The sequence below is a fragment of the Agrobacterium sp. CCNWLW155 genome, assembly GCF_036888815.1.
GTDB classification, from domain to species: Bacteria; Pseudomonadota; Alphaproteobacteria; order Rhizobiales; family Rhizobiaceae; genus Agrobacterium; species Agrobacterium radiobacter.
The window spans coordinates 929,097-955,455 of record NZ_JBAKFW010000001.1; the positions used below are offsets into that span (position 1 = coordinate 929,097).

Consider the following 26,359-nt stretch of genomic DNA (forward strand, 5'->3'; position numbering starts at 1 on the left):
GTCCGAATTTCAGGTGATCGAGACGCGCTTTACGCCGAAACCGCCCGCTTCCAGCCAAAGGTGATAAGACCGGCGCCGATCAGGAGACCGCCGCCCGTGCGGTTGACGATGCGCTGGACCTTCGGCTTGCGGATCGTATTGCGGGCGGCACTTGCCAGCAGTCCATAAAGCGCCGCATTGCAGGTGGCAAGCACCAGGAATGTCGCTTCGAAAATCAGCACCTGCGGCCAGAAGGGCAGCGTCGGCACCAGAAACTGCGGCAGGAAGGCCACGAAAAACACGATGCTCTTGGGGTTCAGCGCCGTGACGATATAGGCATGCAGGAAGATTTTGAGCGGCCTTTCACGGCCCGTCACGCCTGTCCCCTCGGCACCTTCTCCGCCAACCGGCGAACGCCACAGCTTGATGCCGAGATAGATGAGGTAAGCCGCACCGATCCATTTCAGACCAGTGAAAAGCGCCGCCGATGTTGCAAGCAGCGCCCCGAGCCCCAGCATCGAGGCCGTCATGGCGGTGAAATCCCCAAGCGCCACGCCCGTTACCGTCGCGGTGCTCGCCTTGCGGCCGTGGCCGAGTGCGTAAGAAATTACCAGCAGGATCGTCGGTCCCGGAATGGCAAGCATGATGGCGGATGCGGCCACGAAGGCCAGCCAGTTCTCCAGTGGCATAATGAGTCTCCTTTATCCCGAGTCTTGAGCAAGCCACGGAAAATGTTTCGCTTCAAGCCGGATTTTACAAACCGTGCAGCTCTCTCGTAACAACCCGAAAAAACGTCTGTGCAGGATTTTCTCCGCCATCGGCGGTCAAAGTTCGATACGGCCCCTCCCGCATGTCTGCGCGGGAGAGGCCATCACATCAAAACCGGGGCGCCCAGTGAGGAACCTCCCAATCCCGCCGCCGCTTTACGCGCGAGGGGTCAAGGCCGATGTCGACCAAAAGGCGCTCAGGCAGATCGGCAGGATCAGTCGGCGGCGCACGCGGCACCAGCGCGGCTGTGAGAACCGCTTTGAGAGTTTTCCAGACGCCGAATGTGACGAACAAGCGATCGACCGCATCCGGCAGCGCATATGCTACCAATGGTTGATTTTTCTGCATGGGAAATCCATCCCGGCGCGGCAAAGCGGCCAGGTCCTTTATCGATGGAAAACGACATGCCGAAACGGCGGGCGCAGCAGTCATGCCATGCGGACGCGCAAGTCACATGTCGGACGAAGTGAAAATGCCTAACGGCAGGGAAATCAGGCTTTAAGCCTTATCGGAGGGAGATGCCTCGCATCACATAACCACCGAAGACCATGCCGGAAAAGCCAGACATGCCGTTAAGGCGCATATTCATGTCATTGGTCATTCCACGCCTCCATTCATAGCGGTTACAGACGAGAAACATCTTACATAAGAAATCCGGCGCGACAAGAGGCCGCAATCTCGAATTGCAAAAGACGGGCAAAACAGATGCAAAAATACAACAGGCGGCTGGGCAGCGAAACTCAGGTCAACGAAACGCTGAGACCAAATCCCTGCATCAGCCGCCGGGTGGCAAAATCCGGCTTGCCTGATGTGAAGACGGCAAAATCGAAACCGTCAGGGTGCTCCGCATCCTGTGGCAGCGGCACCAGATGGCGGGCGCGCCTTGCGATCGCCTCGGCCGGGTCCAGCCAGTCCACCGGCCAGGGGGCCAGCCGGCGAAACACATTGGCCATGAAGGGATAATGGGTGCAGGCGAGAACGACGATGTCTGTGCGCTTGCCGTCGCTGTCGATGAAGCAGGGCTCTATTTCGGCCAGAACCGCCTCGTCCGAGACCGGCTCGCCCCTGATCCAGCTTTCCGCCATGCGTGCCAGATTTTCCGAGCCAACGAGACGGACATGACATTGGGTGGCGAAGGACTGGATGAGATCGCGCGTATAAGCGCGCTTGACGGTGCCCGGTGTCGCCAGCACGGAAACGAGGCCCGAACGGGTGCGCTCCGCCGCCGGTTTGATGGCGGGCACGGTGCCGACAAAAGTCATCTGCGGAAAGCGGGCGCGAAGATCGGCACCCGCGAGCGTGAAGGCCGTGTTGCAGGCGATGATGCAGACTTCCGGGCTATAATCCTGCAGCAGCGTTTCGAAGAGCGAGAGAATGCGCGCCTTCAGCGCCTCCTCCTCCCAGCCGCCATAGGGAAAACCCGCATCGTCGGCCACATAGATGAAACCGCGCTCAGGCATCAGCACGCGCGCCTCGCGCAGAACCGTCAGCCCGCCAATGCCGGAATCGAACACCAGCACCGGTTTCAGTACATCGGCGGCCGCCTCACTCGTCTTCAGCATGCTCCCCGGTTCCCTTCGCCAATATTCCCTCTGCCGTTCCCGCCCGGCCTGCCTGCTTGGGCCATTGCCGGGGAAAACGGTCGAGCGAATTGATCACGCCACGGAAAACACTGATTTCCTGCTCGGAAAAACCGCGTCTCGACAGCACGGCGCGCAGATTGTCGACCATTTTCGGCTTTTTTTCGGGCGGATGGAAATAACCACGCGCGTCCAGCGCTTCCTCGATATGTTCGAACAGGCCGAAAACCTGTTCCTTGGTGGAGGGCCGCTGCTCGACGGATTGGAAAAGCGTTTCGCCCAGATCGTCCATGCCTGACTTCATCCACTCATAGGACATCAAAAGCACGGCCTGCGCGATGTTGAGCGAGGCAAAGGCGGGATTGACCGGGAAGGTCACAATCTCGTCGGCCAGCGCCACCTCTTCGTTGGTAAGGCCCCAGCGCTCGCGCCCGAACAGGATGCCGGTTCTTTCGCCCGTCTTGAATTTTGCACGCAATGTCTCGGCGGCGGTGACGGGCGCACGCACCGGCTTGAAACCGTAACGCTCGCGCGCGGTCGTGGCATAAACGAAGTTCAGGTCCTTGATCGCCTCTTCCAGCGTCTCGAACACCTTCGTTGCATCGATGACATGGTCGGCCTTGGAAGCGGCAGCGCGCGCCTTCTCGCTCGGCCAGCCGTCCCGCGGGTTGACCAGACGCAATTCGGCGAGGCCAAAATTGGCCATGGCCCGCGCCACCATGCCGATATTTTCGCCGAGCTGCGGTTCGACCAGAATGATCGCCGGGCCTTCCGCCACAAGTTCAAGCTCGCTGTTTGTGCCTGCCATCGTCTTTTGTCCGTTTTCTGAAGCGGCGCGTCGATTTTCGAACCGATACGCTAAAGCGCGCCTCACTGGCACAGATCGGCGCTAAAATCAAAGGCGGAGGGGTGTGAGCGTCCTCTTCACTCCCCCTTAATGATCGTCGCCATCTCTTCGCGCAGCGAATCCCTGCCCTCGTCGCCAACGCGATGAATATCGCTGATGACCGGCCGGCCATCCTCCTCGACGACGTCGAAATGCACTTCGTCAACCGTCGCCTTCATCTCCGCCTCGTCCATGCAGGCCCAGAGCTTGAATTTCGCCGTCACGTCAGTCACGCCGTCCTTCACCGCACCGGCCGTCACTGAAACTTCCTGCAGCGGGCAGCCATCCTGGGAGTTGGTCACGACATCGTAGCCGAAGGGATCACCCTTCTCCCCGCTTTCTGCCTCGTAGGCCGGCTTCTTGGACGCTTCGTGATATTGTGCGACGAAATCCTTGCTGAACAGGCTGGTCAGCATGTCCTCATCGAAGATGTATTTCCAGTTTTCGGCATCACCGGACCAGTTCTTGACGGTGATATCCATCACCTTCTGGACGGGATCGGTGGGCCCGGCAGCAAGGGCGCTGTGGGAAGAGAGGACGGCGGCAGTCAGAAGCAGAATATTCCGCATGATGTGATCCCGGGATAGGCCCGACAAGCGGGCGAAGCGATTCGCCTGACTGTATTCCGGCATTATGGTTTGGCAATGCGCAAAGCGTTATTGCGCTGCGCCAAAAAAGCGCCCCCCATGGCTTTGCCTCAGACGCTCGCAATGCTATAGCCGCACCGGATATTTTTCCGAATACCGGCGTTATCAGACGCCACAGCTTCGAAGGTGAGGAATTCATGGCAAAGATCAAGGTAGCCAATCCGGTCGTCGATCTCGACGGCGACGAAATGACCCGTATCATCTGGCAGCTCATCAAGGACAAGCTGATCCTGCCATACCTCGATCTCGACATCGAATATTACGATCTCTCGGTTGAAAACCGCGACGCCACCAACGACCAGGTCACTGTCGACGCGGCGCACGCCATCAAGAAGCACGGCGTCGGCATCAAGTGCGCCACCATCACCCCGGATGAAGCCCGCGTCGAGGAATTCGGCCTGAAGCAGATGTGGAAGAGCCCTAACGGCACGATCCGCAACATTCTGGGCGGCGTCATCTTCCGTGAGCCGATCATCTGCAAGAACGTTCCGCGCCTCGTTCCCGGCTGGACCAAGCCGATCGTTGTCGGCCGTCACGCTTTCGGCGACCAGTACAAGGCAACCGACTTCAAGTTCCCCGGCAAGGGCAAGCTGACGATCAAGTTCGTCGGTGAAGACGGCCAGGTCATCGAAAAGGACGTCTTCGATGCCCCGAGCGCTGGCGTGGCTCTTGCCATGTACAACCTCGACGAATCCATCCGCGAATTCGCCCGCGCCTCCATGAATTATGGCCTGATGCGCAAGTGGCCGGTTTACCTCTCCACGAAGAACACCATCCTCAAGGCCTATGACGGCCGCTTCAAGGATATCTTCGAAGAAGTCTACCAGACCGAGTTCAAGGCGCAGTTCGACGAAGCCGGTATCACCTATGAGCACCGCCTGATCGACGACATGGTCGCTTCCGCGCTGAAGTGGTCCGGCGGCTACATCTGGGCCTGCAAGAACTATGACGGCGACGTGCAGTCCGACACGGTTGCGCAGGGCTTCGGCTCGCTCGGCCTGATGACCTCAGTTCTTCTGTCACCGGACGGCCGCACAGTCGAAGCCGAAGCTGCGCACGGCACGGTTACGCGCCACTACCGCCAGCACCAGAAGGGTCAGGAAACCTCGACCAACTCGATCGCCTCGATCTTCGCCTGGACACGTGGCCTCGCCCACCGCGCCAAGCTAGACGACAATGCCGAGCTCGCAAAGTTCGCAACGACGCTCGAAACCGTCTGCGTCGACACCGTTGAAAGCGGCTTCATGACCAAGGATCTGGCCCTCCTCATCGGTCCGGACCAGCCCTGGCTCTCCACCACCGCCTTCCTCGACAAGATCGACGAGAACCTCAAGAAGGCGATGGCGGCTTAAGCCTGCTTTCCCAGCGACTTCAAAACCCGGCCTCAGCGCCGGGTTTTTTATGTGTACCGTAGAGCTGAAACGTCTGGTTTCTTTTTTGCTCACAGTATCTTGATTAGCTGTTGTACTAGGCGCAGACTTCGATTCCGCGTGCTGCGGCCAGTACAACAATAAGACAAAACTTAAATAGCATCTACTTGCACATAACTTGCCCGGCACAGTCAAACGTTCATCGGAGCATCAGCGCGGTCTTAGGGAACACGCGAAGGATGCTGCGGACTTAAAAAAAGCGAAGCGCAGGCGCGAAATCCGCATCGGTTTTCCCGGGATGCTTCGAGGATTTTGCTTGGGGAGGCAAAAGCATGAGTGAATTGATCTTCTACACCAACCCTATGTCGCGCGGACGCATCGCGCGGTGGATGCTCGAGGAAGTGGGCGTTCCATACCGAACGGAAATACTGGGTTTCGAGACCTCGATGAAATCGCCCGCCTACCGGCTGATAAATCCGATGGCGAAGGTGCCCGCCATCAAACACGGCGATACGATCGTCACCGAGGCGGCAGCGATCTGCGCCTATCTCGCCGATGCCTTTCCCGGCGCGAACCTTGCGCCCACGCCCAAGGCACGTGGGCTTTATTATCGCTGGATGTTCTTTGCCGCAGGCCCGCTGGAAATGGCGGCAAGCATGAAGGCGATGGGTTTCGAAGTGCCGAAGGAGAAGCTGCGCATGGCCGGCTGCGGCAGCTATGCGGATGTGATGAATACGCTTGAACGGGCCGTCAGCGAAAACCGCTTTATCGCCGGTGATCTCTTTACCGCAGCGGATGTCTATGTCGGTGCCCATATCGGCTGGGGGCTGCATTTCGGCACGATCGAAAAACGCCCGGCCTTTCTCGATTACATGGCCCATCTCACCGAACGCCCGGCCTTCAAGCGGGCCGCCCAGCTCGATGAGGAAGCGGCAAAGGACTTGCAGGCGACAGGCTGAAAGACGGGAACCGCTGTTCTGCGCCGGAGGCTTGAACCGGAATCAAAAGGGCGGGGGTAAAACCCCGCCCTTTTTGAATTTGCTCTCACTAGGCCGCCAGGGCCGCCGCCACCGCTTCGATGGCATCCTGCGCCTTGGCGCCATCCGGGCCGCCGGCCTGCGCCATATCAGGGCGACCGCCGCCGCCCTTGCCGCCAAGTGCGGCAGACGCGGTGCGGACGATATCAACGGCGCTGAAACGGGCCGTCAGATCTTCCGTCACGGCCGCAACAGCGCTTGCCTTGCCATCTTCGGAAACGGCAATCAAAAGCACGACGCCCGAGCCGAGATTGGCCTTGGCCTCATCGGCAAGGCCCTTGAGGTCCTTGGCATCGATGCCGGAGAGGGATTTCGCCAGGAAATTGACGCCCGCGACCTGCTGGACGTCGTTTGCACCGGCATCCGACGAACCGCCGCCCATTGCGAGTTTCTTGCGGGCATCCGCAAGCTCGCGCTCCAGCTTCTTGCGCTCGTCGAGAAGTCCCTCGACACGCGACAGTACCTCGCCCGGCTGAACCTTCAGCGACGAAGCCAATGCCTTTACGCGCTCATCCTGCTCGGCGAGATATGCAAGCGCGCCCTGACCCGTTACGGCCTCAAGACGGCGCACGCCCGCACCGACGGCACTTTCGCCGAGAATGCGGATAAGGCCGATCTGGCCGGTTGCGGCAACATGGGTGCCGCCGCAAAGCTCGACCGAGTACGGACGGTTGGCCTTCGCACCGTGAACGCCGGTGCCCATGGAAACCACGCGGACTTCATCGCCGTATTTTTCGCCAAACAGCGCCATAGCACCCTCGGCGATGGCGTCGTCAACGCTCATCAGACGCGTCACGACAGGCGAGTTCTGCAAGACGATCTCGTTTGCCATTTCCTCGACGACCTTCAGCTCCTCGGCCGACATCGGCTTCGGATGCGAAACGTCGAAGCGCAGACGCTCGGGTGCGACCAGCGAACCCTTCTGAGCAACGTGCGTACCAAGCACCTCGCGCAGCGCCTCGTGCAGCAAGTGGGTGGCGGAGTGGTTGGCGCGCAGACGCGAACGACGGTCATGATCGACCGTCAGCTGCACGGCTTCGTCGAGCTTCAATCCGCCCTTGGAAACGGTGCCGGTATGCACGAACAGGCCTTCGCCCTTTTTCTGGGTGTCGGAAACGGCAAAGGCGCCATTGTCGCCGGAGATCACGCCGGTATCGCCCATCTGGCCACCGGACTCGCCATAAAACGGTGTCTGGTTGACGACGATCTGGACCGTCTCGCCCTCGGCGGCGCTGTCCACCGACTTGCCGTCCTTGACGATCGCCTGAATGACGCCTTCGGCGGTTTCCGTATCGTAACCGAGGAATTCGGTCGCGCCGAACTTTTCCTTCAGTTCGAACCAGACGGTTTCGGTCGCCTTGTCCCCGGAGCCGGCCCAGTGCGAGCGGGCTTCCGCCTTCTGACGCTGCATGGCGTCCGTGAAGCCGGAAATATCGACGCCGATTTCGCGGGCGCGCAACGCATCCTGCGTCAGATCGAGCGGGAAACCATAGGTGTCGTAAAGCTTGAAAGCCGTTTCGCCGTCCAGCATGTCGCCCTTGTGCAGGGTCGAGGTGGCGTCGGAGAGAAGCGACAGGCCGCGCTCCAGGGTCTTGCGGAAACGGGTTTCCTCAAGCTTCAGCGTTTCGGAAATCAGCGCCTCGGCGCGAACCAGTTCCGGATAGGCGCGGCCCATCTGCTGTACCAGCGCTGGCAGCAGCTTGTAGATCAGCGGCTCGCGCGCGCCGAGAAGTTCGGCATGGCGCATGGCGCGACGCATGATGCGGCGCAGGACATAACCGCGGCCTTCATTGGACGGCAGGACGCCATCGGCGATCAGGAAAGCGGAAGAGCGCAGATGGTCGGCGATGACCCGGTGGCTGGCGCGCTTTTCACCTTCGGCCGGAACACCGGTCGCTTCCACGGAAGCAGCAATCAGCGCGCGGAACAGATCCGTATCGTAATTGTCGTGCTTGCCCTGCAGCAGCGCGGAAATACGCTCAAGACCCATGCCCGTGTCGATCGACGGACGCGGCAGGTCGATGCGCTCTTCCTTCGTCAGCTGCTCATATTGCATGAAGACGAGGTTCCAGATTTCGATGAAACGGTCGCCATCCTCTTCCGGCGAGCCGGGCGGGCCGCCCCAGATATGATCGCCGTGGTCATAGAAAATTTCCGAACAGGGACCGCAGGGACCGGTATCGCCCATTGCCCAAAAATTGTCGCTGGTCGCAATGCGGATGATACGGTCGTCGGAGAAACCGGCAATCTTCTTCCAGAGGTTAAAGGCCTCGTCGTCGGTGTGATAGACAGTCACCAGCAGACGGTTGCGGTCGATGCCGAATTCCCTGGTGATCAGGTTCCAGGCATGGGTGATCGCTTCTTCCTTGAAATAATCGCCGAAGGAGAAATTGCCGAGCATTTCGAAGAAGGTGTGGTGGCGGGCGGTATAACCGACATTGTCGAGGTCGTTATGCTTGCCGCCGGCGCGCACGCATTTCTGCGCCGAAGCGGCCGTGGAATAAGGACGGCTTTCAAGACCGGTGAAGACGTTCTTGAACTGCACCATGCCGGCATTGGTGAACATCAGTGTCGGATCGTTGCGCGGCACCAGCGGGCTGGAGGGCACGATCTCATGTCCGTTCTTCTTGAAGTAGTCGAGAAAGGTCGACCGAATTTCATTCACACCGCTCATGCCCACACACCGCTCACAGCTGGAGTCCATCACCGCCACCGGAAACGATGGCTATATTGCAAAATCACTGGCTTTTATCGTCCGCATCCTGCCCTGTCCAGCCATGGAGGCGAAGCAAGACATATAGGCAAAGAAAAAGGGCCGCGCGAAGAAAAATCGCACGACCCTTTTGATCTATACCAGTTCGACGAAGTCTCCGGACGGCGACATCAGGACCTTCGCGGAATGCATCAGCCCTCGTCGCTGCCGTCGTCGCCTTCACCGGCATCCGGGCCGCCATTCTGCAGGAAGCGGTCGGCGATCAGACCGGCATTCTGGCGCAATGCCAGTTCGATCTCATTTGCCGTTTCCGGATTGTCACGCAGGAAGGTCTTGGCGTTTTCACGCCCCTGCCCCAGACGCTGGCTGTTATAGGAGAACCATGCACCGGATTTTTCGACGATACCGGCCTTTACGCCGAGGTCGACGAGTTCACCGGTCTTGGAAACACCCTCGCCATACATGATGTCGAATTCCACCTGCTTGAAGGGCGGAGCCATCTTGTTCTTGACGACCTTGACGCGGGTCTGGTTGCCGACAACCTCTTCGCGCTCCTTGACGGCGCCGATACGGCGGATGTCGAGGCGAACGGACGCATAGAACTTGAGAGCGTTACCGCCTGTCGTCGTTTCCGGCGAACCGAACATGACGCCGATCTTCATGCGGATCTGGTTGATGAAGATGACCATGCATTTCGACTTGGAGATCGAAGCGGTCAGCTTGCGCAGCGCCTGGCTCATCAGGCGGGCCTGAAGACCCGGCAGGCTGTCGCCCATCTCACCTTCGATTTCCGCCCGCGGCGTCAGCGCCGCAACGGAGTCGACCACCAGGACATCAACCGCACCGGAACGCACCAGCGTATCGGTGATCTCAAGTGCCTGCTCGCCCGTATCCGGCTGCGAGATCAGAAGGCCCTGCAAATCCACACCAAGCTTGCGGGCATAGACCGGATCGAGCGCGTGCTCGGCATCCACGAAGGCGCAGATGCCGCCCTTCTTCTGGGCTTCCGCAATCGTCTGCAGCGCCAGCGTCGTCTTACCCGAGCTTTCCGGGCCATAAATTTCAACGATGCGCCCCTTCGGCAAACCGCCGATGCCGAGCGCGATATCCAGGCTGAGAGAACCCGTCGAAACGGTCTCCACCTCAACCACATTTTCATTGGAACCGAGCTTCATAATCGATCCCTTGCCGAACGACCGTTCGATCTGGGAGAGCGCCGCTTCCAGTGCCTTGCTTTTATCCACCGATTTATCCTCTACGAGACGCAAAGAATTTTGTGCCATCCGAACCACCTTTAGGTTATTGAAGCCGCACAGGCAATGAAGCAGTATGGAAACGGTATGTACTCTATTTGTTCTCATTTCGCAAGGCTGAGCCAGCATATTGAAAACAAATAGCGATAAGTAGTTTGTTCTGCTTTCGTTTTTCCGTGCCCGGCCCATCGCCGCAAACCGGATGCGAGGTCAGGAAGACGTCAGTTTAGGCCGAATCGTCCGGTCTTTCCATCCGCCAAAGAGGGAAACGCAAGCGTGAAGAAAATACTCGTTCTGGGCGGCGCGCATATTGACCGGCGCGGCATGATCGAGACTGAGACGGCGCCCGGCGCGAGCAACCCCGGCTCCTGGATGGAAGAGGCGGGCGGCGGCGGTTTCAACGCCGCGCGCAATCTCTCCCGCCTCGGTTTTCAGGTCCGCATCATTGCTCCGCGCGGCGGTGACGTGACAGGCGAAGCGGTGGCGGAGGCTGCGAAGCAGGCGGGCGTTGAAGACACGCCCTTCACCTTCCTCGACCGCCGCACGCCGAGCTACACCGCCATTCTGGAGCGTGACGGCAACCTCGTCATCGCGCTTGCGGATATGGACCTCTACAAGCTCTTCACCCCGCGCCGCCTGAAGATACGCGCCGTGCGGGAGGCGATCACTGCGAGCGATATCCTGCTTTGCGACGCCAATCTGCCTGATGATACGCTGACGGCGCTCGGCCTCGTTGCCCGCGCCTGCGAAAAACCGCTGGCGGCCATTGCCATATCGCCCGCCAAGGCGGTGAAGCTGAAAGCGGCGCTCGGCGATATCGACGTCCTCTTCATGAACGAGGCGGAAGCCCGCGCGCTGACCGGCGAGACGGCGGCCAATGTCCGCGACTGGCCGGATATTCTGCGCAAGGCCGGGCTTTGCGGCGGCGTCGTTACCCGCGGCGCAAGCGAAGTCGTTGCCTTCAATGGAACGGAAAAAGCAATCCTCCACCCGCCTCTCATCCGCGAGGTGAAGGATGTCACCGGTGCGGGCGACGCCATGGCCTCTGGTTATCTCGCCGCCATCGCCGAGGGAAAGACGATTGCGGAGGCCTTGCGACAGGGGGCGGCCGCGGCGGCCATCACCGTGCAGTCCCCCTTCGCCACCTCGCATGAACTATCAAAAGACAGTGTCGAAGCCATGTTGGGGCTTGTTCCCCAGGCTGAAATGCTGGCATGAACCCGCTTTTGAAAACTGGAACAGATGCCATGACCCGCCCCATCTCCCCGCTCCTGCCCATCGTCTATTCTCAGGAAGTCGCCGCAGCCAAGCAGCGCGGCGCGCCGATCGTGGCGCTTGAATCGACCATCATCACCCATGGCATGCCCTATCCCGGCAACATCGAGATGGCCGAAAGCGTCGAACAGATCATCCGCGATCAGGGTGCGGTTCCGGCCACCATCGCCGTCATTCACGGCACGCTGCATATCGGTCTTGAGAAGGACCAGCTTGAGGCGCTTGCCCAGACAACCGACGCCATGAAGGTCTCGCGCGCCGATATCGCCTTTGCCATCGCCGAGCGCCGCACGGGCGCGACCACGGTTGCAGCCACCATGATCGCCGCCGCCCGCGCCGACATCCGCGTTTTTGCGACAGGCGGTATCGGCGGCGTGCACAAGGGCGCGGAAGAGACCTTCGACATCTCCGCCGATCTGACCGAGCTTGCCAAGACCGGCGTGATCGTCGTCTGCGCCGGCGCGAAAGCCATTCTCGATATTCCGAAGACGCTGGAGGTTCTCGAAACCAACGGCGTGCCTGTCGTCACCTTCGGGTCGGAAGAATTCCCGGCCTTCTGGTCCCGCTCTTCCGGCCTGTCGAGCCCGCTTTCGCTCAATAGCCCGGCGGCGATTGCCAATTTCCAGGCAACCCGCGAACAGCTGGGCATCGACGGCGGCATGCTGGTGGCCAATCCCGTGCCGGAAGCAGACGAAATTCCGCGCGAGGAGATGGAAATCTACATCAACCGCGCCATCTCGCACGCCGAGCGCGACGAAGTCACCGGCAAGGAAGTCACCCCCTACCTGCTCGGCGATATTTTCCGCCTCACAGATGGCCGCAGCCTGGAGACCAATATTGCGCTGGTGCGCAACAATGCGCAGCTTGCTGCTGAGATCGCCGTGGCGCTGAACTGAAGAAAAAATCGTCTTCTCAGTCATCCTCAGGCTTGATCCGAGGATCCACGATGCGCTCGCAGGAATGGATCCTCGCCTCAAGGGCGAGGATGACGGTGTGAAAGCAGAAGGCCTCGCAACCAACAAAAAAGGCCCGGAAAGCTTGCGCTTTCCGGGCCTTTTTCTTTTCAGTTCCTGAACCTGATCAGTTCTGGGCGACCGGCTTCACCAGCGGCGTCACGCGGCGGATGGTGACGCGGCGGTTCTGCTGTTCCGGGCCAAGTGTCTGAACCTTCAGGTAACGCTCGCCATAGCCTTGAGTCGCGAGGTTTTCCGGCGGAATACCGTAAACATCGGTCAGCACATTGGCGACGGAAGCGGCGCGCTCGTCCGAGAGAACGAGGTTGCTTTCATCCGAACCGACGGCATCGGTATGGCCTTCGATCAGGAAGGTTTCCCCCGGGTTCTTGTTGAGCGCCTTGTTGATGGCATCAGCCACCTTGCGCAGGGAGCGTGCCTGCGCCATCGGAATTTCCGCGCTGCCTGTGGCGAAGGTAATCGTATCGAGGTCGATACGGCGCACCTTGTCGCGGATACGGGCCGAATAACGCACTTCATCCAGCGAATAGACCCGCTCCACCGGTTCGACGGGCGGCTGTTCCAGGAAGCGATAATAATCGCGGTCCGGATCGCTCGACGTGTCGATGATGTAATCGGTCACGGGAATGCGCAGGCGCATCGGTGGCAGGTCGAGGCCGGGATCGCGATAGACATAATCACGGTCCGGATCTTCCATCAGCTCCGGTGCATAGAACAGCACATATTCGCGGCCGCGATCGTCGATGCGCGAGCGCTGGATCACGTCGCCATAACGGTTGCGGATCGTAACCACCTGCGTTCCATCGCGGCGCTCCACGGTTTCGCGGACACGGCCGCCGCCCAAGCGCTCGTAGTAGGGCTCACCACCATCGCGGATGAAGCGCTGGTTATCATCGCCGCGCACCACGACACGGTCGCCGAATTGCAGGATGATCGGCGCATCGCCGTCACGATCCCGATCGCGCGGGCGGCCTTCGCGCGGCTGCCATTCGCGCACACCTTCCGGCCGCTCATATTGCGGACGACGATCGACACGTTCGCCCTGCTGGGAGGTGATCGCCTCCATCTTGACGGGCGGTGGCGGAGCCTTGCCTTCGGCGGCGCCGGCGCGCTGCGCTTCGGCGTCCGATGTCGGAACCTTCACGTCGCCGGCCTGCTCGCGTTCACGACGGCGCTCCTCGCGGGTCTGGCGGTTGCCGGAGCGTTCCACTTCCTTGTCGCTGTCGAGAACGGCGGCACCCTTGTCGACCGGCAGAATGACGGTATCGGCGGTCTTGGACGGGTCCTTGGCAATGGCCTTGGCCTTGTCCAGCTCTTCCTTCGTCATCGGCGGCGCTTCCGTCTGCGGAACAGCGACCTGATTGGGCACGGGTTCGCCGGCCGGCGCCTGTCCGGTCGTCGTACCGCTCGGCGGCGGAGGCGTCGGCGCGCCTGGCAGCGGGGCTGCAGGTTCAGTTCTACCCTGGCCCTCTACCGGCGGCTGTTCGGAAGGCTGACGACCCGGTGCGGGATTGGGCTGGGCCTCGGGCGCCGGCGGACGTGCGGGCGTCGGGGCTTCGGTTGGAACCGGTGCTTCCTTCACTGCCGGCTCCGGGGCGGCAGGCTTTTTCTCCGGAACGGCTTTTTCAGCCGGTTCGGCTTTCTGTTCCGGGGCCTTTTCCTCTACCTGCGGCTTTTTGGAAGGCGCCGGCTCGCGAGGCTTGGTCGGCTGCTCGGCATTTTCAGGGCGTGCTGCGGGCTCCTGTTCGGCTGCGGGTTCCTTCGCGCGTTCCTTGCGGGGACGCTGCTGCTCACCCTCACCTGCGGGCTGCTCGGCCCGTTCGGGCTTGCGCGGACGTTCCTTCGGCTGCTCCTCGGCAGGTGCGGCTTCGGGTGCCGCCTCGCGCTGGCGTGCCGGGCGCTGTTCGCCCTCGCCCTGCGGCTCCTGTGCGCGTTCTGGTTTGCGGGGACGCTCCTGCGGCTGTTCGGCCGGCGCGGGCTCCGGGCGGGCCTCGCGCTGCTGCTGCGGTTCCCGCTGGGGTTCGGGCTGCGGCTCACGCTGGGGTTCCCTCTGCGGTTCTGGGCGCGGTTCGGCGGGCGCGGCTTCGCGTTTGGGCTCCGGCTCACGCGGCGGCTCCTGTGCACGCTCCTGTGCACGCTCCTGTGCACGCTCCTGGCGTTGCGGCTCCGCCTGCGGCTGCGCCTCTTCGGCCTGCTTGCGCCGCTTGCGCAGTTCTTCTTCCGGGTTCGGCTCTTCCGGCTGTGCCTGCGCCAGAATCACCTGACCGGTCGTCGCCTGTCCGGGAAGCGTCTGCGCCCGCGCGGCACCGGCAAAACCGGCCGCGGCCGGCTCCACCGCAATCGCCAGCGACATGAGGGGGAAAACCACCCCCGTCAGCAATGTGTTCTTCTTCAGCATCGGTGTTTCCTCATCTGCCATTATTGGTCGCCAGTCTTGCGACATCGTGATTCCGGCTGCGCGTGCAGGCGCTGGTCAACGCCCGGCACACACTTCGGTTCCCATGATGAACAAAGCGTTCTGTACCGGAAATGAACAGATCAAGGCCTTTTCGTGGAGGCTCTGCGGCACAAACGCGATGGCTAATATTGCAGTTGCATTTTTTGACCAACCGGATGAATAATTGCATCCGCGCTGAAGGCCACAGGCGGTATCCTCCGTCCTGCCGCGCCCAGCGCCCATGGCGTCCGCACTGAAAACAACAACAGACTGCGGATGAACGACCAAAAGAGAGGATCGAAATGCCTATTTCCACCCGTCTGCTCGCAGCCGTATCGATTGCCGCCATCTCGCTGTTGTCGGGCGCAGCCCTCGCGCAGGACAAGATCGTCATCGGCACCGAAGGCGCCTATCCGCCCTTCAACAATCTCGAAGCCGACGGCACGCTGACCGGCTTCGACATCGACATCGCCAAGGCGCTGTGCGAACAAATGAAGGCCGAGTGCACCTTCGTCACCAATGACTGGGACGGCATCATCCCCGCCCTGCAGGCCAAGAAGTTCGACGCCATCATCGCGTCCATGTCGATCACGCCGGAACGTCTCCAGAAGGTCGACTTCTCCAAGAAATATTACAACACCCCGCCGGCTATCGCCGTACCGAAGGATTCGCCGATCAAGTCCCTCGATGATCTCAAGGGCAAGTCGCTCGGCGCGCAGGGTTCCACCACCCACTCCAACTATGCCGAAAAGCATTTCCCGGATGCCGACGTGAAGATGTATCCGACCGCCGACGAATATAAGCTCGACATCGCCAATGGCCGCATCGACGCCGTCATCGACGACATCGTCGTGCTTTCGGAATGGCTGAAGACGGATGCCGGCGCCTGCTGCAAGATCCTGACGCCGCTCAAGGTCGACGTCGAGATCAACGGCAATGGCGCGGGCGTTGCCGTGCGCAAGGGTGACACGGCGCTCGCCGACAAGTTCACCGCCGCCATCGCCGGCATCCGCGCCAGCGGCAAGTATCAGGAGATCAACAAAAAATACTTCGATTTCGACGTTTACGGCGAGTAAGCCTGTTCGATCTGTTGAAATCTCGTGGCGGAAGGCTTGCCCTTCCGCCATTTTTGTTTGAAAACGTCACGATAACAATCACGGCGGCTTAAGACCGCAGGGGAAAACTGGCATGAGCGGAGCATTTTCCGCCATAGGTGCGTTCTGGACCTATGTCTCGACACTTCTCGATCCCTTCTGCGGGCCGGTCGGTCTCTTCTCGCTTTTCGGAAACGGCACCCTGGTCGCCTGCGGCGATGCTGGCTGGGGCGATGAGATCGCTTTCGGCGTCAAGGTCACGATCTCGCTGGCGCTTGCCACCCTGCCCGTCGGACTGCTGATCGGTTTTCTCATCGCGCTCGCTGCACAATCGGAAGAAAAATCGCTGCGGCTGGCGACCGGTATCTACACCACCATCTTCCGAGGTCTGCCGGAACTCCTGACGCTCTTCATCGTCTATTACGGCATCCAGATGCTGCTGCAATCGGTGGCCGGTTATATCGGCATCACCGGCCCGGTCGAGATCAACGCTTTCGTGGCGGGCATGGTGGCGCTGTCGGTGGTGTTCTCGTCCTATGCTTCCGAAGTGTTGCTCTCCGCCTTCAAGGCCATACCCAGGGGGCAATATGAGGCAGGTGCCGCACTTGGTCTTTCGCGGGGCCGCACCATGGTGCTCATCATCATTCCGCAACTCGTCCGCATCGCCCTGCCCGGCATGACCAATCTCTGGGTCATCCTCCTGAAAGACACGTCCTACGTCTCGATCATCGGCCTTGCCGATATCATCCGCCAGACCGGCATCGCCGCCCGCGTCAGCAAGGAAGCCTTCTTCTTTTACAGCATCGCCTGCCTGCTCTATCTCATTCTCGCGCTGCTTTCGTCCATCGGCATCGGTTTCATCGATCGCTGGTCGCGCAAGTCGGAGGTAAGCCGATGAGCCATGTTCAGGAACTCATTCCCGCGCGCCCTGCCCCGGCGGTAGCGGACAAGCCGCTCAATATTTCCCGCATCGTCGGCATCGCCGTCATCACGCTCTGGCTGCTGCTCGCCGCCGGGCTGATCTTCGCCATGATCGAAGGCTGGGACTGGGATAAATTCGGGCGTTACGGGCCGCGTTACATCGATGGTCTCATCACCACCATCACGCTGGTCGGCAGCTCGATCATTCTCGGCGCCATTCTTTCCGTGCCGATCGCCTTCGGCCGCATGTCGGAAAACCGCGTCATCGGCGCACTCGCCTATGCCTATGTCTATGTCTTTCGCAGCACACCGCTTCTGGCGCAGCTTTTCCTGATCTATTACGGCCTCGGCAGCTTCCGCCAGGGGCTGGAGACCGTCGGCCTGTGGTGGTTCTTCCGCGAGGCCTGGTATTGTGGCCTCCTGTCGCTCACTCTCAACACCGCCGCCTATCAGGCCGAAATCCTGCGCGGCGCGATCCGCAGCGTGCCGCGCGGCCAGCACGAGGGGGCCGCCTCGCTCGGCCTGTCGAAACTCATCACCTTCCGCAAGGTCATCCTGCCGCAGGCGCTCATCGTGGCGCTGCGTCCCTATGGCAACGAGATCATCCTGATGATCAAGGGTTCGGCGGTGGTCTCCATCGTCACGGTCTTCGACCTGATGGGGCAGACGCGTTACGCCTTTTCCCGCACCTTCGATTATCAGGCCTATCTCTGGGCGGCGATCTTCTACCTGACGATCGTCGAAACGCTGAGACATGTCTGGGCATGGCTGGAGGCCCGCCTGACGCGCCATCTCAAGCGCTAAGCGGAGGCGTTGGCAGCACTCATCAAGGAAGGCTGCTAACATTTTGAAAAATATAACTATTTTATGACAATCCATGTCCCTGGCAAGCTTGGATTAACCATGTCGTGTTCCCATATTCGATACAGCGGCAATGCTGTGATCGGCAATCATGGAAACGGGAACCGCCGTCATGAACAAGGACATGGAAATGATGCTGAGAGGCTACGGCCTCACCACCGCCCAGATTTTTTATCGCCTGCCGGACCATCCGCTGGTTCTCCAGACCTATGTCTGGCAGGACTATGATCTGGCCCCTGATTTCCCCGAAATGCACGGGTTCCTCAAATTCTGGCAAGAAAAGCTCGACGGGCCTTTGCACTCCGTCCGCTACGTGCACCGGCAGGTGATCTCGGCGCAGGAATGGCGCGCGCTCAAAGGGGAGTTCATCCTCCACTGAGCCATCGCGCCACATAAACATTGCGCCCGCCTCCGATGCGGCTTACAGCAAACTTCAACTGAAGACGCTGACGGATAAGGCACGATGACGAAGAACCAGAAAATCGACGAAGAGGCGCTTGCCGAGGCCTATAACCGCGCACTCGCGCTTGAAAAATCAGGCGATGTGGATGCGGCGGTGAAGGCCTATGAAGAAGTTCTCGCCATCGATCCGGAGGATCACGGCGGCGCGGCCGTTCGCATCGCCGCCATGGGCCGGGGCGAACAACCATCGAAAGCACCTGATGCCTATGTCGAAACCCTGTTCGACCAGCATGCCGAAGCTTTCGAGGATATTCTTGTCGAGCAGCTCGGTTACGCCGTGCCGATGATGGTGCGCCAGCGGCTGCAGACCCTCAACCTCGGCCCCTTCAAGCGCCTGCTCGATCTCGGCTGCGGCACCGGCCTCACCGGCGAAGCGCTGCGCGATATGGCCGACGATATCACCGGCATTGATATTTCCGAAAACATGGTCGAGATCGCCCATGAGAAGGACCTTTACGAGACGCTCTATGTCGCCGAAGCCGAGGATTTTCTCGAGGACAATGACGACGAGCCCTTCGACATCATCACCGCCACCGACGTGCTGCCCTATCTCGGCGCGCTGGAGCCACTGTTTTTCGGCGCTGCCGAAAACCTCAATGCCGGCGGCCTGCTGATCTTCTCGTCGGAAACTCTGCCCGAAGCGACGCTCGCCGGACGCCCCTATATGGTCGGCCCGCACCAGCGTTTCGCCCATGCGGAAACTTATGTCCGCGAAAGACTGGCCGCGACCGGTTTCGAGGTTCTCGAAGTGACCGACATCAACGTGCGCATGCAGGACGGCAATCCGACGCCCGGTCATCTGGTGATTGCGAAGCTCAAGGGCTGATGCGACATCGGAGGCTTATGCCCCCGACATCTCGGCACCTTTCTTCTCCCCGGCGGGGAGAAGAAACAAGCAGCACGCGCTCGCCCTATATATGGCGAACACGGCTCCTGCCTGAATCAAGCTCTCAGCAACATCCGCCAGCGGGTTGAAGAGACTCAACTTTCCCGCCCTCTCAACTCGCCTTCGGACGCCAGACGATATCCGCCACCTTGAGTTTCTTCGGCACGATCTTCAGATCATAGAATTCGTCTGCAAGTGCCTGCTGATAGGCAATGGCTTCATCCGGAACCAGCGAGACCCGTCCGAGATCGGCTCCCGGCCGTGTCAGCGAGACCTTGGTGACATCCTCGGGAACGCCGGTGATCGACGCCAGCGATTTTGCCGTTGCATCGATATTGGCCTGCGCCTTCGCACCCACATTCGCCAGTTCCTTGAGGATCAGCGGCACGAGATCGGGATTGGTCTCGACGAAATCGCCGTTGGCGAGGAAGTAGCTCCACGGATCGACGATGCCTTCGGCGGTCGAGAGAACCCGTGTTGTCGGCTCTTTTTCCGCCACCGCGAAATAGGGATCCCAGATCGACCAGGCGTCGATGCTGCCGCTGCGGAAGGCGGCGGCCGCATCCGGCGGCGCAAGATCGACTGGGGTAATGTCGTTCAAGGTCAATCCGGCCTTTCGCAGCGCCTTGACCGTGACGTTGTGGGCGCTGGAGCCGCGCTTGAAGGCAACCTTCTTGCCTTTCAGGTCTTCGAGCGCCTTCAGCGGCGAATCCTTCTGCACGAGGATGGCCGACCCACCGGCCGCAGCCTTGTAGGTGCCGACGTAACGCAGATTGCCGCCGGCGGCCTGCGCAAAAAGCGGCGGCACATCGCCAGTCGGGCCGATATCCAGCGCGCCTGCGCCAAGCGCTTCGAGAAGCGGCGGCCCGGAGGAAAACTCCGACCATTTGACCTCGATGCCGCGATCTTTCAGCAGCGCTTCGAGCGCGCCCTGGCTTTTCGCGAGCGCTATCACGCCATTCTTCTGCCAGCCAATCCGCAATGTTGTGGTTGCAGCGCTTGCCCGCCGGATATGCGGCAGAAACGCCGCCCCGGTCGCACCTGCAATCAGTCCCAATGTTCCGCGTCGTGTGAGCATATGGATATCCCTCGCTATTCCATCCTTCGACAGCAAAAGCGTAGATATTCGAGAGATTTTATCAAAATCCCAGTTTGCGCGGAGACAGCGCCGAGAGAATTGAATGTGCGAATTTGCCGTTATGGGCGGAATAAGATTGTCGTGGCCGGGCGGCGGCTATCGGATGGCCCTTCCGGCAGGATCAACCCCTGGCAGGGCAGGAAAGGCAACCCGCCAATAAAAATGCCCTCCCCGGCAGCCGGAAAGGGCATTGATCAAAAACCATAACCGGGGGCGGATCACTCCTCGCCGGATTTCGGATTATCCAGCAGCATGTAATCGAGCGGCAGTTCGGTCGTATATTTGATCTGCTCCATCGCAAACGCGGAGGACACGTCGCGAATTTCGATCTTGGCGATCATGCGCTTGTAGAAAGCGTCATAGGCCGCAATGTCAGGCACGACGACCCGCAGCAGGTAATCGACGTCACCGCTCATGCGATAAAATTCGACGACTTCCGGAAACTCGGAAACCACCTCGGAGAAGCGCTTCAGCCATTCGATGGAATGGGAAGCGGTGCGGATGGAAACGAAAACCGTGACCTTGGTGTTGACCTTGACCGGATCGAGCAGCGCCACGCGCCGGCGGATGACGCCGTCTTCTTCCATCTTCTGAATACGCCGCCAACAGGGCGTCGTGGAAAGGCCGACCTTTTTCGCCAGATCGGCAACGGCCAGCGTGGAATCCTCTTGCAGAATGCGCAAAATCTTACGGTCTAGGCGATCCAATGCGTCTACCCTCCTGAATTAATTTCCTTTCAATACACTAATTTTCGCAGAAAAACAGAAAATTGTTTCACTAAAGCCGCATTTCCACATGTTGTCGCAGAACCGGCAGCAGCTCCTCCGCGAACCATGGGTTCTTTTTCAGCCAGCCGGTGTTGCGCCAGCTCGGATGCGGCAGGGGAAAAATGCCGGGATCGGAATTGGCATGGAGATAGCTGCGCCAGTTTTGCACCGTTTCGGTCATGGTTTTGCCCCGCCTTTCACCCAGGTGAAAAGCCTGTGCATATTGGCCGATGGCGAGGATCAGCTCCACCTGCGGCATTGCCACCATTACCCGCTCGCGCCAGTGCGGCGCACATTCGCGCCGGGGCGGCAGGTCGCTGCCCTTGTCGTCATAACCGGGAAAACAGAAGCCCATGGGCACGATGGCGAAACGATCCGGGTCATAGAATGTCTCCCGATCGACGTTCAGCCACTGGCGCAGCCTGTCACCCGAGGCATCGTTGAAGGGCAACCCCGTTTCGTGCACACGAAGCCCCGGCGCCTGCCCGGCAATCAGGATACGCGCCTTGGTCGACATGACGACCACCGGCCGGGGTTCGTGCGGCAGGCGATCAGCCATTCCGTTGAGCGGCATATCGCGACAGAGACGACAGCGGGCGATTTCGCCGCGCAACCCGTCCAGCCCATCATCACGCACCAGCGCTAGCTCAACCATGGTCCCATCCCAGAAGATGGCGGATAATGGTGAGGAAACCCGCCGGCGGCGTTTCCAGATCCGCGGCACGGTGTTCCCGCCGCCATTGCGATGGTTTCTCGAATTCTCCCGCCCAGATGCCGCGCGCCTCCCTGCGCGCCGCCGACTGCTCGCTTGAGAACTGGAAATAACCTGATGCGACCGCAAAACCCGCCGACACCATTTCCGATGAGACATCCCTGCCGTCTGCGGAACAATAGACGAGCAGCCGCCCGTAACGGTCTCTGGAACTGCCGGAACAGGAAAAATCCGCCGGCTGGGCCAGCCGTTGCAGGACACGGCGCGCCTCCTCGCCGCACGGCCAGCTTTCGCTGCCGCGCAGACATGTCTGCGCAAGCTCCGGCGCATCGATACCGAGCAGCCGGAAACGTTCCTCACCCTTTGACAGCGTATCGCCATCGATCACGAAGAAGCGGCCGCTATAGGTTTCGCTGTTGATCTGATCGAGCTTGGCCGCGATCAGAATACCGAGAAAAACCGTGGCGAGAAAAAGCCCGCCATCGCGAAATGCCGAAAAACGCCTGCTTTTGCCTCCATTTCGTCTCATGTAACAACAAACCCTTGTCAGAAATGGCAAACAAATCCTTTAACGGCAGCATCTTCTTAAGATTTTGCGCGTAGTCTGCAAGGGTTCATGTCACCCGCGTTGTAACAATGAGTAAAAGCGTCAGCACGTCCACCGACAAGATCATCGTCGACCGGTCGAAAAAGCATCGCAACAAGGCGGTCTTCGACACGGTGAAGACGACACGTGAACGCCTGCAACAGGGTGCTGGCGGAACCGAAGCCTATGAACGCGAAATGCTGACCATGCACATCGCCGAAACCCTTCAGGGCGCGATGTTCATGCCGCTTTTCATCGTGCTCGCCTCCGTCATCGGTCTTTATATCACCCGCGACATCGGGCTGATCATCTGGTCGCTGATTGCGCTCAGCTTCCACGCCATCGCTCTGGTGCTGGCCAAGAAAGCGGCGAAACAGGAGATCACCGCCGAAAACCTCCAGCACTGGAAAAATCTGTTCCTCGGCATGCAGATCCTCATCGGCTGCGCATGGGCCATGTTCGCACTGGCCGAACCGGTGCGCAACGACCCGACGCTTGTTCTCTTCTTCAAGGGCGCAACGCTGCTGATCGCGCTTTCGCTGACCGCCATGGCCAATTTCATGCTGCGGCGGGCGACTTTCATGACATTCCTGCCGGTTATGGCGGCGCTGTGCGTCACCTCGGCCATCTCTCGTGATCCATTCGATGTCGGCCTTGCATTGATGTTCGGCATGGCGATCCTCTTTTGTCATCGCATCACCAGCCGGCTCTACCAGACCAGCGTCAAGCTCCTGTCGTCCCAGACGGAAAAGGACGACCTTATCGCCGAGCTCGAAGTCGCCAACTCGGTTTCGGATGAGGCGCGACGCCGCGCCGAAGAGGCCAATCTGGCCAAATCACGTTTTCTCGCTTCCATGTCGCATGAGCTGCGCACCCCGCTCAACGCCATTCTCGGCTTCTCCGAGGTCATGGCGTCAGAAGTGCTCGGCCCGCTCAACAACCCGCTCTACAAGGAATATTCCGGAGATATCCACCGCTCCGGCCAGCACCTGCTCGATCTCATCAACGAAATCCTCGACCTCTCGCGCATCGAGGCCGGCCGCTATGACCTCAACGAAGAAGCGATCTCGATGCTGGAAATCGCCGAGGATTGCATCGGCATGATCCAGCTTCGCGCCCGCGCCAAGAATATCAGGATTTCCCAGCAGTTCGAAAACAGCCTGCCGCAGGTCTGGGCCGATGAAAAATCCATTCGCCAGGTCATCCTCAACCTGCTTTCCAACGCCGTGAAATTCACGCCGCAGGGCGGCGAAATCCTCGTGAAAGCCGGCTGGACCGCGGGCGGCGGCCAATATGTGTCGATCAGGGATAATGGCCCCGGCATACCCGAAGATGAAATTCCCGTGGTGCTGTCGGCCTTCGGTCAGGGCTCGATCGCGATCAAGAGCGCCGAACAGGGAACCGGTCTTGGCCTGCCCATCGTTCAGGCCATTCTCGCCAAGCATGACGGCCAGTTCATCCTGAAATCGAAACTGCGCGAGGGCACCGAAGGCATCGCCATCCTGCCGGCAAAACGCGTGCTGCAGAGCCTGCCGGCCGTGGAGGAAACCCACGCCATCCAGCCGCGCCGGCGGTCCTTCGCCTGAAAACCCTGAGCATTAGCCAAAAAAGCGGAGGCGCTCCGCTTAGAGGAACAGCGTCGTCACCAGCGAATACAGCACGAAAAATCCGTTCGCCATCAACAGGCAGAAGACGGCAAAGGAACCGAGGTCCTTGGCATGCCGCCCGACCGAGGAGATTTCCGGCGAAATGCGATCCACCAACTCTTCGATGGCGGTATTCAGCGCCTCCACCGAGAAAAGAAGCAGCATCAGCACCGTAAAGACGAGAAGATGCGCAAACGGCGCGCCCACGACCAGAAGCAGGGCGAGCCCGACGCCGAAGGCAAGAACCTCATGCCGGAACGCTGCTTCCTGCCACAGCCGGCCAAGCCCCTGCACGGAATAGCGGGCGGCGGCCAAAAGATGCCGCCAGCCTTTTTCCTTGCGAAAGACGGGTTCCGGTTGCTTCTTTTGCGGCGTCACGTCCATCTTCAGCCTCAATGATCGGTGCGGGAACTGATGCGGGTGTCCACACCCGCCGCTTCGAACGTCGCCATGCCGGAATGGCAGGCGGCAGCGGCCTTGACGATGCCGGCGGCAAGTGCTGCCCCCGTCCCTTCGCCAAGCCGCATGCCAAGCGCCAGCAGCGGCGTCTTGCCGAGCTTTTCAATGGCGGCCAGATGGCCGGGCTCGCCCGAGACATGGCCGATCAGGCAATGATCGAGCGCCGAAGGATTGGCGGCCTTGAGAAGAGCGGCAGCGGCCGTCGCCACATAACCGTCAATCAGCACGGGAATACGCTGCACGCGGGCGGCGAGGATGGCGCCGGCAATCGCCGCGATCTCGCGTCCGCCAAGACGGCGCATGATTTCCAGCGGATCGGACAGGTGGTCCTTGTGGAATTCCACGGCAGCTTTCACCGCCGCGATCTTGCGGGCCATGACCTCACCTTCCGAGCCGGTGCCCGGACCGGTCCACTCTTCTGCCGTGCCGCCATAAAGCGCGAGATTGATCGCCGCCGCAATGGTGGTGTTGCCGATGCCCATTTCGCCGACGCAGAGAAGATCGGTGCCGCCGGCAATCGCCTCCATACCGAAGGCCATGGTCGCGGCGCAGTCGCGCTCCGAGAGCGCAGGTTCGCAGGTAATGTCGCCGGTCGGGTAATCGAGCGCCAGATCGAAGATTTTCAGGCCAAGATCATTGGCGACACAGATCTGGTTGATCGCCGCACCGCCTGCCGCGAAATTTTCCACCATCTGCTGGGTCACGGATGTCGGATAAGGCGTAACGCCGTGCCGGGTAACACCGTGATTGCCGGCGAAGATCGCCACCAGCGGACGGGTGACGGCCGGAGAACGGCCGGACCAGGCAGCCAGCCACATGGCGATTTCTTCGAGACGTCCGAGCGAACCGGCAGGCTTGGTCAGCTGCGCATTGCGCTCCTTGGCCGCCACAAGCGCGTGCGTGTCCGGGCCGGGAAGCTCGCGCAGCAGCGCGCGGAAATCGTCGAAGGGCAATCCGCTCATGCTCATGATATCTGTCTTTCTCGTCGTCGGGTTGGCTGTCGCATCGGCTCATGCGTCCGGAACTTGTGTTTTCCGGCAAATCGGTCTTTGTTGCGCCTCTCATAATCGCGGATGCGCCGCGGAACAACCGGAAATGCAGCAACTGCAACGGAGAGAGCATGAAGGCCGGGGATTTTATAACAGATGTCATGCATTCCCTCGCCTTTCTGAGCCGCCTGCCCGTTCCCTCGCGTTTTTTTGATGATGCCGACAGTGTGTCGATGCGCCGCACTGCCCGCGCCTTTCCCGCCGCCGGTCTGCTGATCGCCCTGCCCGCCGCTTTCCTCGTTGTGGTTTTTGCGGCCTTCGACGCCTCTCCCCAGCTCACCGGCTGGCTTGTCATCGGCTTGACGGCGCTCGTGACAGGGGCGCTGCACGAAGACGGCCTGGCCGACATGGCCGACGGTTTCGGCAGCGGCAAGGACAAGGCGCGAATGCTTGAGATCATGAAGGACAGCCGCATCGGCAGCTATGGCGCCATCGCCATGATCCTGTCCTTTGCGCTTCGCGCCACCGCGCTCGCCTCGCTCATTGAGACGCTGCCGGCAAAAACCGCCGCCGCCGCCCTGATCGCTGTGCTTGTCATGAGCCGCGCCCTGATGGTTTGGCACTGGCAGTCCCTGCCCGCCGCCAAAACCTCCGGCATCGCCGCCAGCGCCGGTCAGCCGGGCACAAGCGAGCGCAACATCGCGCTTTTGATCGGGTTGCTGCTTTTCATACTATTTACGCTGCACGCCCTGCCGCTCCTGTCGATTGCCCTTGTGCTGGCGGCAGCCTTTCTGGCGGCCATGCTTTTCGGCAGGCTCTGCGACAGGAAGATCGGCGGCCATACCGGCGACACCATCGGCGCCTGCCAGCAGATCACGGAGATCGTGATTCTTGTCGCCCTTGCCCTTGCAGCATGACG

At 60.5% G+C, this 26,359-nt stretch carries 25 protein-coding genes; 11 read left to right on the forward strand and 14 right to left on the reverse strand.

Annotated elements, in window-relative coordinates; genetic code table 11:
* Positions 1-29 precede the first annotated feature (29 nt).
* The 5 genes from V6S97_RS04680 to V6S97_RS04700 all read right to left on the reverse strand — a co-directional run bounded on the left by V6S97_RS04680 (position 30) and on the right by V6S97_RS04700 (position 3,782).
* Positions 30-668 carry a LysE family translocator gene (locus tag V6S97_RS04680; RefSeq protein ID WP_003507888.1) on the reverse strand — a complete coding sequence of 213 codons (639 nt, stop codon included), beginning with the start codon at positions 666-668 and terminating at the stop codon, positions 30-32.
* Between the two features lie 187 nt (positions 669-855).
* Positions 856-1,095 (reverse strand): hypothetical protein, encoded by a 240-nt coding sequence (locus tag V6S97_RS04685; protein ID WP_003507887.1) that lies wholly within the window; start codon positions 1,093-1,095, stop codon positions 856-858.
* Between the two features lie 392 nt (positions 1,096-1,487).
* Complete coding sequence (gene murI / locus V6S97_RS04690) at positions 1,488-2,309, reverse strand: glutamate racemase (RefSeq protein WP_080866253.1); 822 nt, start codon at positions 2,307-2,309, stop codon at positions 1,488-1,490.
* Entirely contained in the window at positions 2,293-3,135 is an 843-nt protein-coding gene (locus tag V6S97_RS04695; RefSeq protein ID WP_003507883.1) for an RNA methyltransferase, read from the reverse strand. Before V6S97_RS04695 ends, murI begins: the two co-directional genes overlap by 17 nt.
* 116 nt (positions 3,136-3,251) lie before the next feature.
* Positions 3,252-3,782, reverse strand: coding sequence for a hypothetical protein (locus V6S97_RS04700; RefSeq protein WP_003507882.1), 531 nt, complete (start codon positions 3,780-3,782; stop codon positions 3,252-3,254).
* A 215-nt stretch (positions 3,783-3,997) separates the two neighbouring features.
* Here V6S97_RS04700 and V6S97_RS04705 point away from each other — a divergent pair, with 215 nt between their 5' ends.
* A complete protein-coding gene (locus V6S97_RS04705) occupies positions 3,998-5,212 on the forward strand; it encodes an NADP-dependent isocitrate dehydrogenase (RefSeq protein WP_003507881.1) in 1,215 nt (404 codons plus the stop codon).
* Between the two features lie 350 nt (positions 5,213-5,562).
* Positions 5,563-6,189 carry a glutathione S-transferase family protein gene (locus V6S97_RS04710; RefSeq protein ID WP_003507880.1) on the forward strand — a complete coding sequence of 209 codons (627 nt, stop codon included), beginning with the start codon at positions 5,563-5,565 and terminating at the stop codon, positions 6,187-6,189.
* A gap of 88 nt (positions 6,190-6,277) precedes the next feature.
* On the opposite strand, the gene alaS is transcribed toward V6S97_RS04710, so the two are convergent.
* Complete coding sequence (alaS, locus tag V6S97_RS04715; protein ID WP_003507879.1) at positions 6,278-8,941, reverse strand: alanine--tRNA ligase; 2,664 nt, start codon at positions 8,939-8,941, stop codon at positions 6,278-6,280.
* A 230-nt stretch (positions 8,942-9,171) separates the two neighbouring features.
* The gene (gene recA, locus V6S97_RS04720; protein WP_020012874.1) at positions 9,172-10,263 is read right to left on the reverse strand and encodes a recombinase RecA; all 1,092 of its coding nucleotides are present in this window, start codon (positions 10,261-10,263) and stop codon (positions 9,172-9,174) included.
* Between the two features lie 246 nt (positions 10,264-10,509).
* Here recA and V6S97_RS04725 point away from each other — a divergent pair, with 246 nt between their 5' ends.
* Both V6S97_RS04725 and V6S97_RS04730 read left to right on the forward strand, forming a co-directional pair.
* On the forward strand, positions 10,510-11,451 hold the full coding sequence (locus tag V6S97_RS04725) for a carbohydrate kinase family protein (RefSeq protein ID WP_111794211.1): 942 nt from the start codon (positions 10,510-10,512) through the stop codon (positions 11,449-11,451).
* A gap of 29 nt (positions 11,452-11,480) precedes the next feature.
* Positions 11,481-12,404: a pseudouridine-5'-phosphate glycosidase gene (locus tag V6S97_RS04730; RefSeq protein WP_060723296.1), complete on the forward strand. Its 924-nt coding sequence runs from the start codon at positions 11,481-11,483 to the stop codon at positions 12,402-12,404.
* Between the two features lie 184 nt (positions 12,405-12,588).
* Here the strand turns inward: V6S97_RS04730 and V6S97_RS04735 are convergent, their stop codons facing one another.
* Positions 12,589-14,880 (reverse strand): OmpA family protein, encoded by a 2,292-nt coding sequence (locus tag V6S97_RS04735; RefSeq protein WP_334426167.1) that lies wholly within the window; start codon positions 14,878-14,880, stop codon positions 12,589-12,591.
* A 341-nt stretch (positions 14,881-15,221) separates the two neighbouring features.
* Here V6S97_RS04735 and V6S97_RS04740 point away from each other — a divergent pair, with 341 nt between their 5' ends.
* From V6S97_RS04740 to V6S97_RS04760, 5 genes are all read left to right on the forward strand, one after another.
* Positions 15,222-15,995, forward strand: a complete 774-nt coding sequence (locus tag V6S97_RS04740) for an ABC transporter substrate-binding protein (RefSeq protein ID WP_003507867.1) — start codon at positions 15,222-15,224, stop codon at positions 15,993-15,995.
* A 112-nt stretch (positions 15,996-16,107) separates the two neighbouring features.
* Positions 16,108-16,911, forward strand: a complete 804-nt coding sequence (locus V6S97_RS04745; protein ID WP_003507866.1) for an ABC transporter permease — start codon at positions 16,108-16,110, stop codon at positions 16,909-16,911.
* Positions 16,908-17,738 (forward strand): ABC transporter permease, encoded by an 831-nt coding sequence (locus V6S97_RS04750; RefSeq protein WP_003507864.1) that lies wholly within the window; start codon positions 16,908-16,910, stop codon positions 17,736-17,738. The genes V6S97_RS04745 and V6S97_RS04750 overlap by 4 nt, the downstream gene beginning before the upstream one ends.
* Before the next feature lie 169 nt (positions 17,739-17,907).
* Positions 17,908-18,174: an usg protein gene (locus tag V6S97_RS04755; protein WP_060723297.1), complete on the forward strand. Its 267-nt coding sequence runs from the start codon at positions 17,908-17,910 to the stop codon at positions 18,172-18,174.
* An 84-nt stretch (positions 18,175-18,258) separates the two neighbouring features.
* Positions 18,259-19,083, forward strand: coding sequence for a class I SAM-dependent DNA methyltransferase (locus V6S97_RS04760; RefSeq protein WP_111785015.1), 825 nt, complete (start codon positions 18,259-18,261; stop codon positions 19,081-19,083).
* Between the two features lie 172 nt (positions 19,084-19,255).
* Here V6S97_RS04760 and V6S97_RS04765 read toward each other — a convergent pair whose 3' ends face one another.
* From V6S97_RS04765 to V6S97_RS04780, 4 genes are all read right to left on the reverse strand, one after another.
* Positions 19,256-20,221, reverse strand: coding sequence for an aliphatic sulfonate ABC transporter substrate-binding protein (locus tag V6S97_RS04765; RefSeq protein WP_111781116.1), 966 nt, complete (start codon positions 20,219-20,221; stop codon positions 19,256-19,258).
* A 278-nt stretch (positions 20,222-20,499) separates the two neighbouring features.
* Positions 20,500-20,988 carry an Lrp/AsnC family transcriptional regulator gene (locus tag V6S97_RS04770; RefSeq protein ID WP_003507846.1) on the reverse strand — a complete coding sequence of 163 codons (489 nt, stop codon included), beginning with the start codon at positions 20,986-20,988 and terminating at the stop codon, positions 20,500-20,502.
* A 70-nt stretch (positions 20,989-21,058) separates the two neighbouring features.
* Entirely contained in the window at positions 21,059-21,703 is a 645-nt protein-coding gene (locus V6S97_RS04775) for a uracil-DNA glycosylase family protein (RefSeq protein WP_334426169.1), read from the reverse strand.
* Complete coding sequence (locus V6S97_RS04780) at positions 21,696-22,289, reverse strand: thermonuclease family protein (protein WP_003507843.1); 594 nt, start codon at positions 22,287-22,289, stop codon at positions 21,696-21,698. Before V6S97_RS04780 ends, V6S97_RS04775 begins: the two co-directional genes overlap by 8 nt.
* A 107-nt stretch (positions 22,290-22,396) precedes the next feature.
* On the opposite strand from V6S97_RS04780, the gene pdhS2 reads away from it, so the two are divergent.
* Positions 22,397-23,932, forward strand: coding sequence for a two-component system sensor histidine kinase PdhS2 (gene pdhS2, locus V6S97_RS04785; protein WP_080866256.1), 1,536 nt, complete (start codon positions 22,397-22,399; stop codon positions 23,930-23,932).
* Between the two features lie 39 nt (positions 23,933-23,971).
* Here the strand turns inward: pdhS2 and V6S97_RS04790 are convergent, their stop codons facing one another.
* Positions 23,972-24,376 (reverse strand): diacylglycerol kinase, encoded by a 405-nt coding sequence (locus V6S97_RS04790; protein ID WP_003507839.1) that lies wholly within the window; start codon positions 24,374-24,376, stop codon positions 23,972-23,974.
* An 8-nt stretch (positions 24,377-24,384) separates the two neighbouring features.
* The gene (gene cobT, locus V6S97_RS04795) at positions 24,385-25,419 is read right to left on the reverse strand and encodes a nicotinate-nucleotide--dimethylbenzimidazole phosphoribosyltransferase (RefSeq protein WP_020012887.1); all 1,035 of its coding nucleotides are present in this window, start codon (positions 25,417-25,419) and stop codon (positions 24,385-24,387) included.
* A gap of 152 nt (positions 25,420-25,571) precedes the next feature.
* On the opposite strand from cobT, the gene V6S97_RS04800 reads away from it, so the two are divergent.
* On the forward strand, positions 25,572-26,357 hold the full coding sequence (locus V6S97_RS04800) for an adenosylcobinamide-GDP ribazoletransferase (RefSeq protein WP_080570344.1): 786 nt from the start codon (positions 25,572-25,574) through the stop codon (positions 26,355-26,357).
* Positions 26,358-26,359: the final 2 nt, after the last annotated feature.